Annotated in this window: 5 protein-coding genes and 1 pseudogene; 3 read left to right on the top strand and 3 right to left on the bottom strand. The window is 70.5% G+C overall.

The window, feature by feature from the left end; all coding sequences use genetic code 11:
• The first annotated feature begins 134 nt into the window (after nt 1–134).
• Both rph and ACIP79_RS18360 read left to right on the top strand, forming a co-directional pair.
• Complete coding sequence (rph, locus tag ACIP79_RS18365; RefSeq protein WP_401224971.1) at nt 135–2,846, top strand: rifamycin-inactivating phosphotransferase; 2,712 nt, start codon at nt 135–137, stop codon at nt 2,844–2,846.
• 7 nt (nt 2,847–2,853) lie between these two features.
• Nucleotides 2,854–2,988 (top strand): annotated as a pseudogene (locus ACIP79_RS18360) (nitroreductase family deazaflavin-dependent oxidoreductase); the annotation flags it as partial.
• On the opposite strand, the gene ACIP79_RS18355 reads toward ACIP79_RS18360, so the two are convergent.
• From ACIP79_RS18355 to ACIP79_RS18345, 3 genes are all read right to left on the bottom strand, one after another.
• Nucleotides 2,966–3,577 (bottom strand): glyoxalase, encoded by a 612-nt coding sequence (locus tag ACIP79_RS18355; RefSeq protein WP_401224432.1) that lies wholly within the window; start codon nt 3,575–3,577, stop codon nt 2,966–2,968. The pseudogene ACIP79_RS18360 and the gene ACIP79_RS18355 sit on opposite strands and share 23 nt — an antisense overlap.
• Nucleotides 3,578–3,791: 214 nt before the next feature.
• Nucleotides 3,792–10,778, bottom strand: coding sequence for a glycoside hydrolase domain-containing protein (locus ACIP79_RS18350; protein ID WP_401224431.1), 6,987 nt, complete (start codon nt 10,776–10,778; stop codon nt 3,792–3,794).
• Nucleotides 10,779–11,182: 404 nt separating this feature from the next.
• Nucleotides 11,183–12,532, bottom strand: a complete 1,350-nt coding sequence (locus tag ACIP79_RS18345; protein WP_401224428.1) for an MFS transporter — start codon at nt 12,530–12,532, stop codon at nt 11,183–11,185.
• A 346-nt stretch (nt 12,533–12,878) separates the two neighbouring features.
• Here ACIP79_RS18345 and ACIP79_RS18340 point away from each other — a divergent pair, with 346 nt between their 5' ends.
• Complete coding sequence (locus tag ACIP79_RS18340; protein WP_401224425.1) at nt 12,879–13,346, top strand: hypothetical protein; 468 nt, start codon at nt 12,879–12,881, stop codon at nt 13,344–13,346.
• Nucleotides 13,347–13,350 lie beyond the last annotated feature (4 nt).

The raw sequence follows: 13,350 nt of genomic DNA, 5'->3' as shown, positions 1-13,350 counted from the left end.
TGGCAGTGGCAAGGAGAGCTCTCTCCTTGCCACTCTCAAGCTATAGCGCACCGGGGGGCTTGCGGCAAGACCCCCATCACGGCGCAGAATCGTCGGCCGTGACCACCACCTGCAAAAACGGGAGCACGACGACGATGAGCACGTGCCCGGCAGTAAGTTCGACAGAGCCGTACGTGTTGGGGCTTCGCGAAGTCGACGAGACGTGCTTCGCGGTCGTCGGCGGCAAGGGCGCGCACCTGGGCGCGCTGACGCGGATCGAGGGCATGCGCGTACCGGAGGGCTTCTGTGTGACGACGGCCGCCTTCCGCCGGATCATGGCGGAAGCGTCGACGGGCGACGACCTGCTCGATCAGTTGTCGCGCCTGGACCCCGACGACAGGGACGCCGTCCGCACGCTCAGTGCGCGAATTCGCCGGACCATCGAGGGGGTTGCCATGCCGGGTGATCTCTCGGCGGCGATCACCAACGCCCTCGCCGAGTTCGGCGAGCGGGCCGCCTACGCCGTCCGGTCCAGCGCGACGGCCGAGGATCTGCCGACGGCCTCCTTCGCCGGCCAGCAGGACACGTACCTGAACGTCGTGGGGCCGACGGCGATCCTCCAGCACGTCAGCAGGTGCTGGGCCTCGCTGTTCACCGAGCGGGCGGTGACCTATCGACGGCGGAACGGCATCGACGACCGTGCGGTCCACATGGCCGTGGTCGTGCAGCGGATGGTCGTCCCGCGGGCGGCGGGCGTCCTGTTCACCGCCGACCCCGTCACGGGCAACCGGAAGGTCGCCACCGTGGACGCCGGCTTCGGCCTTGGCGAGGCCCTGGTCTCCGGCCTGGTCGATCCCGACGTCTTCAAGGTTCGGGACAACGAGGTCGTAGCCCGGTCGATCGCCGCCGAACGGCGCGCCGTTCACACCCCGCCGGCCGGTGGGACGCGGGCAGCGGCGCCCGATGCGCGGCGGCAGAAGCAGCCCGCTCTGACGGATACGCAGGCCGTACGTCTGGTACGGCTCGGGCGCCGCATCGAGGCCCATTTCGGGTGTCCGCAGGACATCGAATGGTGCCTGGCCGAGGACGACTTCCAGATCGTTCAGAGCCGGCCGATCACGACACTGTTCCCCGTGCCCGAGGCCGACGACGAGGAGGACCACGTCTACCTCTCCGTCGGCCATCAGCAGATGATGACCGACGCGATGAAACCCCTGGGTATCTCCATCTGGCAGTTGACGGCCATGGCACCGATGCGGGAGGCGGGCGGGAGGCTGTTCGTCGACGCCACCCGGCGCCTGGCCTCGCCCGCGAGCCGCGCCGCTCTCCTGGACGTGGTGGGGAGAGGCGATCCGCTGGTCAGGGACGCTCTGGAGACCGTCCTCGACCGCGACGACCTCGTCCTGTCCGTCCCGTCGCTCCCGGACCGGGGTCCCGGCGGGCCGCCGAACCACGGTCCCGGCGGCCCTCCGGCCGAGAGTCCCGGCAGGCCGCAGGCCGACGGTCCAGGAGCGCCGCAGGCCGGCGGCGCGTCCGCCCCGGCCGAACCCGATCCGGCCATCGTCACCGAACTGGTCGAGCGCAGCCGGGCATCCGTCGCCGCCCTGGAGCTCGACATCCGGACGAAGACCGGACCGGCCCTGTTTGCCTACCTGTTGGAGGCCTTCGAGGAGCACAAGCGGGTCCTCGGCGACCCGTTGAGCCTTCAGGCGATCATGGCCGGGATGGAGGCCGCCTGGTGGCTCAACGACAGGCTGCGGGAGTGGCTCGGCGAGAAGAACGCGGCCGACACACTGACGCTGTCCGCCCCCGGCAACGTCACGTCGGAGATGGGACTCGCGCTGCTCGACGTCGCGGACGTCGTCCGCCGGCATCCGGAGGTGGTGGCGTTCCTGCGGGGCGTCGAGTACGGCGGGGACGCGGCGTTCCTCGACGAGCTGGCGAAGTTCGCGGGCGGGACCGAGGTGCGCGAGGCGATCGAGGCCTACCTCGACCGGTACGGCATGCGCTGCGTCGGCGAGATCGACATCACCAGGCCACGCTGGCGCGAGCGCCCCGCCACGCTCGTACCCGTGATCCTCGACAACGTGAGGAACTTCGAACCGGGCGCGGCCGAGCGGCGTTTCGAGCAAGGGCGGCAGAAGGCGTGGCGGAAGGAACAGGACGTGCTGTCACGTCTGAGGGCCCTCCCGGACGGCGACCGCAGGGCCGCAGAGGCCAAGCGGATGATCGACCGGGTCAGAGCCTTCGCCGGGTACCGGGAGTACCCGAAGTACGGCATCGTCAGCCGCTCCTTCGTGTACAAACAGGCCTTGCTGAGGGAAGCCGGGCGACTCGTGCGGGCAGGTGTGATTCCTGAGCCGGAGGACGTCTTCTACCTCACGTTCGAAGAATTCCACGACGTCGTGCGCTCGCACCAGGTGGACGGCCGACTCGTTCAGAGGCGCAAGGACGCGTTCCGGTCGTACCGGGCGCTCACACCGCCCCGGGTGCTCACCTCCGACGGCGAGGCGTTCAACGGGGCGTACCGGCGCGACGACGTGCCGGCCGGAGCCCTGGTCGGCCTGCCGGTCTCCGCCGGGACCGTGGAGGGGAGGGCCCGCGTCGTACTCGACACCGCGGAGGCCGATCTCGAATCGGGCGACATCCTGGTCACGACCTTCACGGACCCCAGCTGGTCACCGCTGTTCGTCTCGGCCGCGGGTCTGGTCACGGAGGTGGGCGGCCTGATGACCCATGGCGCGGTGATCGCCCGGGAGTACGGTCTGCCGGCCGTCGTGGGCGTGGAGCGGGCGACCCGGCTGATCCGGGACGGACAACGGATCCGCGTACACGGCACCGACGGCTACGTCGAGATCCTGCCCTGACCGGGCGCGGGCGGTCGCCGCGCATCCCCCGTTCACCGAGTACCAGGCGAAGACCGACCGCGTGATCCCCGTCTTCGTACTGGCGCCGGGGCTCCAGAGCCCGGCGCCGGTTCGGGGCCTCACCCCGCGGGCTCCCAGGTGAACCCGTCCGGGTCGGTGAAGGTCCCGGCGTCACCGCCGATGGTGAGCCGAGGCGACCCGCTGCCCTCCGGCGGGACTCCGGCGACCTTGGCCAGGCCGCGGCGTCCGTACAGCGAGAGCTTGACGGTGCTCGACGAACCGTCGAACTCGACGTACTTGCTGCCGAAGCTCTTCGCGACCGTGAGACCGCGCTCGACGTAGAACCGCTTGGTCGCGGCCATGTCCGAGACGCCCAGCAGGAGCACGATCTCGTCGATCTGCCGACTGTCAGGGCCGGTGTCCTTCTTCGACGAACTCGCGAGCTGCCAGATCGTCCCGTCCGGCGCCTGTACGACGCCGCCGTAGCCCCACAGCGACTTCTTGGCGGGCTTCAGCTCGGTGGCACCCGCGGCAAGGGCGGCGCCGAAGAGGCCGTCGACGATGGACGGCTGGGAGACCACGAGGGAGACGGTGAAGCCGCGGAAGCCGGACGTCGGCTCCTGCGAGGCCCGCAGCCGTACCTGCTTGTCCAGGCCGAAGGCATCCGCGTAGAAGCGCTCGGCGGCCGTGGGGTCGGCCACCCCGAAGGTGAGGCAATCAATGGAGGTCATGGCGTTCACGCTAGCCGCGGCTCGGTGACTCGCGCTTCTCGAATCCTGACCGGTGTCGTCCAGGGGACGGACCCTTCCGGGGGACCGGAATGGCCCCTCCGGGTGAACCGTCATGGTTCACCCGGAGGGGCCGTTCGTCGGATCTCACCTTCCGAGGCTCAGCGGGGCTCTGCGGGGGCCCCGGTGCTCCTGGGCGCGGCTTATCCGGCGGTCATCACCTCGAACCCTGACCCTGGGACCGGGGGATCCATCCGGGCTCCGCCCATGACGGCGACCAGAGCACGCCGCCGCCGTTGGACCCTGACGCGGGACTCCGCAGGCCGGTCGAGGGCAGCAGGCCGGATCCTGAGACGGTGGCGTAACCGCCGGCCGTCACCGGCCGGTCGTCGCGGTCCGTCCGCTGGAGCCCGACCGTGTAGGTCCGGGTGACAGAACCGTTGGCCGAGGTCACCTTGATGGTGCGGGTGGTGAACCGAGATCCGCTCGACGAGAGGACCGGGCTGCCGTCGGTGACCTTCACCCGCGCACCGGCCTGGGCCGGGACGGCGGAGACCGCCGGGGTCCTGGCGTTCCTCGGCCAGTCGACCACGTACGTGGACACGTCCGGGTCGAACCCGTCGATCGCGACTCCCCCCACGGTGATCGCCATGGCGTCCGCGACACTCGCCTTCGTGGCGTCCGAGTGGTTCGTCACCCTGACCGACCCGTCGGCGTCGACGACCACCTGCGCCGCCATCGCCGCCGCCAGGTTGATCCGCTGCCAGCTCGCCTCGCCGTCCCCGGTGAGGTCGAGCGGATAGCCCGAGTCCGTCGCGGTCTGTTCAAGGATCTGCGTGCGCTGCTCGGTGGTGAGGTCCGGGAAGGCGGTGACCAGCAGGGCCGCCGCGTCGGACGGCGCCTGGAGGGACTGCCCGGACTTCCCCACCTGGGAGAACCCGTACGTCAGACGCTGTGTGTACAGGTCGACCTGCTGCGCCCTGCTCAGACCGGCGTAGGGGTCGCCCTCGCAGGCCGTGAGCGTGTCGCCGTACCCCGCCCTCTCGCACTGTGCGAGCAGCACGTTCTCGATCTCGGTGTGGGCCTGCGTCAGCAGCCTCTCGAAGTCGGGGTCCGCCCACCGGTGCGCGACGGTGGCCTGAGCCGAGATGCGGCCGCCCATGACGTCGAGCGGGTAGTGGAACCCGAGGACGATGCGGTTGTTCCCGTACTCCGAGGCGCGGGCGAGGATCGACGGTGCCAGCTCCGGCAGGAGCGTGGCGAGGATCGTGCCGGCCTCGTAGCCGCCGTAGGTGTGGCCGCTCGGGTACGAGCCGCTGGTGGCGAGACCGCTGTACGAGCCGTCCTGCGACTCGTAGATGTCGCCGCCGTCGCCGACGAACCCGAGCCGCACGTACGGACGCAGGTAGCCGTAGGAGTTCTTCGCCGCGTCGACCTTGTCGAGGCCCTTCGTGACGCGGGAGAACAGGGCGCTGGTCTTCGGCAGTTCACCGCCGCTCAGGGCGTCGCTGTAGATCTGGCCGAGCCGGGATCCGAGCCCGTCGGCCATCGTGACGGTGCCGCTGGTGGCCGCGTCGACCTCGGCCCGGTCCACCTCCTTCTGCGTCGCCGCGTTGTTGATCCGCACGGCGATCCGGTCGTTCTCAGCCGTGAGCGCGGTGCCCGCCGGCACCTTGGTGTTGGCACCGAGGACATCGGAGTCGAGGTCGTCGAAGCCGCTGAGCAGGTTTTTGAAGTAGTCGCTCCCGTCGTCGGTCGTCGGCCAAGTGTCCGACGGGTAGGTCGCGTTGAGCGTGTCGTCCGGGAACGGGGACGGGACGTACGTCGGGTCGGCGGCGTCCGTCGAGGCGGCCGTCGGCGAGGCGGCCGTTGGCGATGTGGTGCCGGCTGCGACTTCCGAGGTTCCGGACAGGGTGACCGCGGTCACGGTGGCCGAGTGGGCCTTCGCCTTGCTCCCGGTGGTGAGCAGCGCGGTGTCCGTCGTGGCGGGCAGGTGCACGGTGGTTCCGTCGTCGAGGGCCACGGTGTAGCCGATGACCGGGAACCCGCCGTCGCCCGCCGCCCGCCAGGTGACCCGCACCTGCTCGCCGTCGGTGAACACGCCTGTCACGGCCGGCGTCTGCGGCTTGGCGCCGCCGGTCACCACGGGTGCCGTGGCGGCGCTGGAGCGGGAGGTGCCGACGGCGTTCACCGCCTGGACGCGTGCCGTGTACGACCTGCCGGCCCGCAGGTAGGTGAACGTCGTGCTCCGGCTGTCCGGATCGTCGATCTTGATCTGGTGGCCGTCGCTGAGGGTGATCCGGTAGCCGGTGACCGGTGAGCCGCCGGTGTCCGCAGGAGCGGACCAGGCGACGGTCAGGCTGGTGCCGGACGAGGTCGCCGACACGGCGTCGGGCGCGGCCGGCACTGTCCTGGGCTTCGTGGTGAGGGCGTTCAGGGCGCGGCGCAGGGTGTCGTACCGGGCGGTGAGGGCCGCGTCCGTCGACGTGTCGTCGGCGATCGCGGTCCTCGCCGCGGCGAGTGCGTCAGTGAACGCCTTCCACGAGGCGTCCGTGTAGCGGTTGTTGTCGAGGGCCGACGCGGTCGCGACCTGGTCCTCCAGCTTCAGCCTCGGCAGGGGGATCAGCTGGTTGGCCGCGAGGGTGAGGCTGCGGGTCCGCGTGTCGACTTCGAGCTGGGTCACGCCGTCGGCGTCGACGAGGGTGCGCGCCGCCGCGAGTTCGCGCCGGTAGACACCGAAGTCGATCGCGTCGTAGCGCTCCTCGTCGCCGGAGACTCCCTCGAACTGCTCGATCGCCTTCAGGAGGGCGGACTTGTCCGTGACGGCGGGGGTGTCGACGTGGTCGAAGGTGATCCGGCCCAGGTTCGCGACGTACGGGTGCGAGGAGTCCGGAGTCGTCGTCAGCCTCAGGTGGACGCCGTGCGTGCCGGTGATCGACCTGGGCAGGGTCAGGCTCGTCGTTCCGCCTGACGACCACGCGGATCCCGTGACGGGCAGCGGTACGGTCGCGTACGGCGTACCGGGGTTGGCCGCGTCGAAGGAGTCCAGGTAGAGCTGGACGGCGGAACCGGTGCCGCAGCGGGCGGAGTTGTTGACGTAGGTGATCGTGACGGTGCTCTTCGGGGAGCTGCCGAAGTCGATGTCGCCGTAGTCGACCCAGGCTCCGTTGTAGGTGCCGCCGAGGTCGGTGGTGGAACCCGCGCCGGTCCAGCCGACCGGCTCGCTCTTGAGGCCGCCGCCGCTGTGCGAGCTGAACGCGGTGGCGTCGAACCCCACGGGGGTGTCGGTGGCCTGCGACAGGGACAGCGAGTGCACGTTGCCCACGTAGGGCTGGGACGCCGTCTGCGTGCTGGAGACGAAGGCCGCGTACACGTCCTGGACGCCGGTGAAGACGCCCGGGTCGAGCTGGACGGTGGTGGTGGCGATGGTTCCCCAGCCCGATCCGCTGTAGGCGAGGGGGATGTCGACGGTCTTGGGGCCGTCCTTGGAACCGAGGTGGAGTTCGATGCGCGAGTCCGACGCCGCCCGCGACTGGGGCTTGTCGTAGGTCACGGTGACGGTGTCCGCGCCGTCGCGGAGGTTCGTGTCCTTCCACTCGGCCCAGGCGCCGTTCGTCACGTTCTCGAAGATGCCGTTCGCGACGTTGAGCGGGACCGAACCGCCGCCGGTCGTGGTGCTGTTCACCGCGGTGAGCGTGGCGAGCGTGGTCGTGGGCGACGAGGAGACCTCGTACGGCGAGAACTGGTACCAGTCGAAGTTGGACACCCACTGCTGGCCGGACGGGGCGTGGAACACGAACGTCGCGCTCTTCGCGTCCAGCAGGGCGTCCGGGTCGGTTATGGAGGCCTGCACCGTGGTGTAGTTCTGCCAACTGCCGGTGCCGGGCAGCGAGACGGTGGCGACGACGGGGCCGTCAGCTGCCCCGGCGTGGATGTCGACGCTGCTCGGACTCGCGGTCGCCGCCTGCGAGTTCGCGTAGCGGACCGAGACGCTCTGCGGGGCCACACCGCCGAAGTCCAGCTTGGTGTACCGCTCCCAGGCGCCCTCAGTGACGCCGCCGAGGTCGCCGTCCGAGTAGTACGCCTCCTTGACGAGGCTGGGGCCCTCCATCTGGTCGGGGTCCTCGGCCTGCAGGACGGCGTAGCCGCCCTCGTCGATGGTGAGCCCGTCGATGGCGGTCCGCAGCGCGTCGTGCGCAGCCATGATCGTGCCGGTCGCGGAGGTGGTGTCCGCGACGACGGTCCGCGCGCGTTCGAGCGCCGAGCGGAACAGGGTCCAGGAGCCGTCGGAGTAGTTGCCGCTGCGCACCAGGGAGGCCTGGTCCACGAGGGCGCCGAGAGCCTTGCGCTGCACCGCGGCGGCGGAGATGAGCAGGGGGTCGGTCGGTGATATCCCGGTGCCGCTCACCGTCGAGGCCCGAACGCCGTGGGCGAAGGCCGCGTCCTGGAACGTGATGCCGACGCGTGCGTCGACCTGGGTGCTGCCGGTGAGCGACAGCGTCGCCGAGCGGGAGCCGGTGACGCGGAGGTCCGCCGTGACACCGTCCGGCAGGCCGGTCACGCCGGCCGCGCCGTTCCTGGTCAGGCTCGTTCCCTTGCGGGCGGCGAAGGACGCCGGTCCGGACAGGGTGAGCTTCACGCTGCCGTCGACGGTGCCGTCCGAGGTGGTGCCGACGGTGCCAGGGCGGGCGGAGACGACGGTGTCGCCCTTGTCCGTTCCCGTGCCGCCGCCCGTGTCGCCCGAGTCGGTGTCCAGCGAGTAGGCGGGCTTCGTGTGGGCGCCCCACTGGGAGGGCTTGGAGCCCATGGTGAAGTCCAGCGTTCCGCCGGAGATGATCTGGGAGTAGTCGAGCCAGGTGTTGTTGAAGCGCGAGCCGTTGAGGGTCGCGCTCTGCACGTAGTAGTTGCTCGGCGACACTCCGTCGGCCTTGACCGTGAACCGGGAGCCGTTGGCGTAGCTGATCGTCGTGGAGTCGAAGAACGGGCTGCCGATCTGGAACTGGCTGGAGCCGGCGGTCACCGGGAACAGGCCCAGGGCGGCGGCGACGAACATGGTCGACATGGTGCCGGCGTCGTTGTCCATGGTCGGCAGGAAGCCGTTCGGGGAGAGTTTGTAGACCTGGGTCTTGACCGGCGGGGTGAACTGGCCGCCGGAGCTGGGGGCTTCGTTGGTGGAGCCCGTCGCGATGTAGCGGTTCCAGGTCGTGCCGGTGTAGATGGCGCGCACCCACTTCTGCGTCAGGCTCGGTTCGCCGACGTAGTTGAAGAGGTACGGGGCCTGGAGGTCGATCTCGTTGGCGTTGGAGTGCAGCATGGTCGAGCCGTCGTCGACGCTGGAGTCCTCGCCGAACATGTGCTTGACCGCGGCGTTGCCGGCCTTCTCGCCGCCCATGGCCTTGATGAGGCCGCCCATGTCGTACGCGTCGTACCAGTGGTACTGCCAGAGCGTGCCCTGGTAGAGACCGGCCGCCTCGAACTTCTCGTAGTCGGCGCTCTGCCAGTCGCCGCCGGTGGCGCGGGGGGTGAGCAGACCGACCTCGGTGCCGTCGGCGGCCGTCCAGGCGCCGGACTTGACGAGGTTGTCGATCGCCATCGTGGACTGGGCGCGCAGCTTCTTCGCGTCCGCGTCCTTGCCGAGCGCGTCGGCGACGACCGAGAGTGCCCACTGGTCGTAGCCGCGCTGGACGGTCGTACCGGGGTCCCCCGTGACGTATCCCTGCCGCAGTTGCGCCCCCGTGTAGTACCCGGAGTACGAGAGCAGCGCCGGGTACGCCTCGTCGAGCCGGTCGAAGTTCTTGTACCCCTTCGACAGCGCGTCGGCGACCAGCACCGCCGAGCGCTCCCAGCGCACGGTCGGGACCGAGTGGGTGATGCTGCTCAGGCTCTTGCCGGACGCGCGTGCGTCGGCGAAGAGCACGATGAGCGACTGCACCATGTCCCGGTAGGTGGCCGGGTCGATGTACGCCTCGACGGAGTACTTGCGGAAGTCGTCCCAGGTGGACCAGCCGTCGTAGTACGTGAAGCCGTTCGCCTTGTGCACCGCTCCGTCGGCGCCGCGGTAGGTCCCGCTGGTGCTGGTGGCGTTCACCGGCAGCGCGTACATGCGGTACAGGTGCGTGTAGAACTGCTTGGTCAGCGTCGAGCCGGGGTCGGACTTCGCCGAGGCGCGCACGGCGACCGCGCCGAGTGCGGCGTTCCAGTCCGCCTTCGTCTGCGCGCGGGCCTGGTCGAAGGTGAGCCCGCCCACCTCGTTGCGCTGGTCGGTCGCGGCCTGTTCCGCGCTGATCGGCGACAGCGTGACGCGCAGTTCGATGTCGTCACCGGCGGCCTTGTCGAACCCGAGGACCGCGCCGGTGTCGGCGCCGTCCTGCGTGGTCGCGTCGCTGAGCTTGCCGTCGTTGCCCCAGCTCTTCAGCGAGGTCACCGGGACGTTGGTGGTGGCGTTGTAGTACAGCTGGTACGAGGCGCCGTTGAACGAGCCCGCGACGAGCCCGGCGATCGAGGTGGTCCCGTCCGGGAGCGTCGTCGCCTTCATCGTCGAGCGGGTGCGGCTGGTGAAGTTGTTCGCGAGGTCGAGGACGAGCTTCGGTTCGGACCCGGCGGGGAAGCTGTACCGCTGCAGCGCCGTGCGAGTCGTCGCGGTCATCTCGGCGTTGACGGTGCCGGAGTCCTGCTTCACCGAGGCGGCGGTGCCGGAGACGGCTCCGAGGCCCACCTGGTAATAGCCGGGCGTCGCGGTCTCGTCGTCGTGGCTGTACGCGTGGGCGTACGTACTGGCGGCGGGGCGGCTGTCGTACTGCACGGAGGTCGGGACGACGAGCAGGTCGCCGCCGCCTCCCGAGCCGCCGACACCGTCGAGGTTCGTCGCGGTGAATCCCGCGATGTGGTCCTCGTTGTAGTCGTACCCGGTGTGGTTGCGGTTCGGCGTGGTCAGCGGGTTGACCTTGGCCAGGCTGTGGGGTGCCTGCGCGCCCGGCAGGTCGTTGCCGTCGTCGCCGGCTGTCGACACGAACGGGTCGACGAGTTGCGTGTAGTCCGTCCCGCCGGACGTCCCCGCGGATCCGGCGGACGTGGTCGCGCCGGGTACGGCCGCGGCAGCACCGCCACCCGCCAGCGCGGTGAATCCGAGCGCCCCGGTGAGCAGCGCGGCGAGCGTCGCGCGCAGTGGCCGGCCACGCCGACGGGCGGGTCTCGGAGGGCTCACTCGGGGTGTGAGGGCATGGGGTCTGATCGGCACAGAGGTCTCCAGCGTCGCGATACGTACGCACCGTCCGGCCTTGCCGGAAGACAACGTTGTCCACTTGAGGCACCGGAGTGTGCAGACGGCGGTGGACGGACGGGTCCGGGCACGTCGCGTTCACAACCGTCCGCCATCAGATACGGAGAAGGCGTACAGGGGACAAACGGATCTTGTACAGCAGGTGTGCGGATCGGCGCCCGTCGGCCGCGGTCGGGCGGCGGAACTCGTCGATCACCGTAGCCGTGTTGGGACGGGTGCGATAGCCGTCGCGAACTCTTTCGGGAGATACGGGAGTTGTGCAGGCCGTCGATGGCCGGAAGATGGCCGGAAGCGGGAGACTGTCCGCCGTCCTCGGTGGGAGCGCCGAGTCAATCCACATCACCTGTAGCGCGGTTGCCGGATTCGTGAGCCTGGGAGCCGGTCGGCAGAGACGCCTTCCGCGTGGGGGCAAGCGTCCGTCCCAGGCGGGCGAGCGGGGACAGAGCCATCACGACCGGGGACAGCATCATGCCCGCGGCCGTCGCCAGGAGACTCGTGCGCGTGCCCAACTCCCCCGCGAGGAAGCCGCCGAGCAGGGAGCCGAGCGGAGTGAGGCCCATGCCGACGAACGTGATCGTCGCGGCGGCGCGGCCCTGCATCCCGTCCGGAGTGACGGTCTGCCGGACGGCCATGAGCGCCACGTTCACCAGTCCACCGCCCGCCCCGAACACGAAGTTGGCCACCAGGAGCACGGGGACGGTCACCCCGGAGGAGCCGTTCAGCGCGGGCACGCACAGGAACACGCCGTCGCCGATTGCCGCCGCGACCAGGACCACCGGGCCGTAGCCGAACCGGCCCGGCAGACGGGCGGCCAGCATGGAACCCACGAGCGCTCCCGGTCCCGCCGCCGCGAGCGTCAGCCCGATCGCGGTGCCCGACAGGTGCAGTTCACGTGGCAGGAAGAGCAGATACACGGTCAGCACGGCCGCGAAGGAGAACTGGAAGGCCGCCGAGGCCAGGCACACGGCTCGCAGCGAGATGTCGCCGGCGACGAAGCGGAGCCCTTCGTGGATCCGCCGCCATACCCGAGGGGGTCGCTCAGAGCGCGCCGGGACCGTCTCGGCCTGGCGGATGCGCCGGATCGACAGGAACGACAGCGCGAAGAACAGCGCGCCGGCGGCCACGGCGACCGGCGCCGACAGCAGTGACACCAGCGCGCCGCCGAGGGCCGGCCCGGCGATCTGGGCCGCGGACCTGCTGGCCTCCAGCGCGCTGTTGCCCCGGACCAGTTGATCGCGTCGTACCAGCCGTACGAGAGACGCCTGGTAGGCCACGTCGAAGAACACGGACAGGGCCCCGACGGCGAAGGCGACCACGAGCAGCGCGGGCAGGTCGAGTCGGCCGAAGAACCCGGCCACGGCGGCGGCGCCCAGTACCAGGGTCCGGCCCGCATCCGTCGACACCATCACCGTGCGGGTCCGCCACCCGTCCACCCACGCGCCGACGAAGAGCGAGAGCATCAAAATCGGTGCCTGCCCCACGGCTCGCAGGACGCCCAGTTGGCCCGCGCCGGCGTCGAGCGTCAGGACGGCGAAGAGCGGAACGACCACCAGGCCCGCGTGTTCCCCGAGTTGGGAGGCCGTCTGCCCCACCCAGAGTCTGCGGAAGTCGCCGTCCCGCCACAGGCTCGGCGGAACAGGGCGACCGGAGTCGGATGCAGCGGAGGAAGCGGACGGCACGGGGATCCCCAGGGGTTGCCGACAACGAGGCCCGCGGGCCGGCGCACGACAGGCGCACCGGTGGTTCGGGCAGGAGAAGGCTCGCTGTGCCGTGGCACCAAGGGCGGCAGCACGCGATGACAGGCCGCTCACGGCCTACGACGTCAACGCGCGCCGGGACGACCGACCATGTCCTCAACTCCTCGTGGGTCACTCACCGCCCCGGACACTAGCCCTCGCCCGTCCGACGTGAAAGTCGATTGGGGCCCGGCCGTCGGGCGTTGGCCCCGTCTCGTGAACACCACGGGGCCGCCGCACGTACCCCCGAGGGAAAAATCCGGCTCTCGCCCCCGAACGTGGAGTTTCCATGCCCCGTCGTACCCGCCGTCTTCTCGTCACCCCCGCACTCGCCGCGGCCGCGACGCTGCTGATCGCGGGATGCAGCGACTCCTCGACGGACAGCCAGGACAAGGGGCAACCCCCGTCGGCCACGAACGCGGGACCGAGCCCGGCGCCGAGCGCCGAGCCCGCGACCCTGGAGGAACTGGCGAAGGCGGTCGGCTGCACGAAGCCCAAGGAGGCGGGCAAGACCCTCGACTTCCGTCAGGGCACCTGCAAGGCGGCGGGCGCCGACTACGTCCTGCTGACCTTCGACACCAGCAAGGGCCAGCGCGAATGGCTCGACATCTCCCAGATGTACGGCGGCGTCTACCTCGTCGGGAACCGGTGGGCCCTGTCCGCGAACCCGCGCTCGGCGATGGATACCGCCCGAGAGCGCCTCGGCGGTGCGATCGAGGAGGCCGACGGGTACGGGGCGTCGCCCTCGGGCTCGTGAGGAC

Origin of the sequence: Streptomyces sp. NPDC088747, from assembly GCF_044751025.1 — a bacterium.
Lineage (GTDB): Bacteria > Actinomycetota > Actinomycetes > Streptomycetales > Streptomycetaceae > Streptomyces.
This window is presented reverse-complemented; position numbering and strand designations above follow the sequence as displayed.

Coding starts and splice junctions, on each gene's coding strand:
- rph (WP_401224971.1), top strand. CDS start 135: ATGAGCACGTGCCCGGCAGTAAGTTCGACAGAGCCGTACGTGTTGGGG.
- ACIP79_RS18355 (WP_401224432.1), bottom strand. CDS start 3,577: ATGACCTCCATTGATTGCCTCACCTTCGGGGTGGCCGACCCCACGGCC.
- ACIP79_RS18340 (WP_401224425.1), top strand. CDS start 12,879: ATGCCCCGTCGTACCCGCCGTCTTCTCGTCACCCCCGCACTCGCCGCG.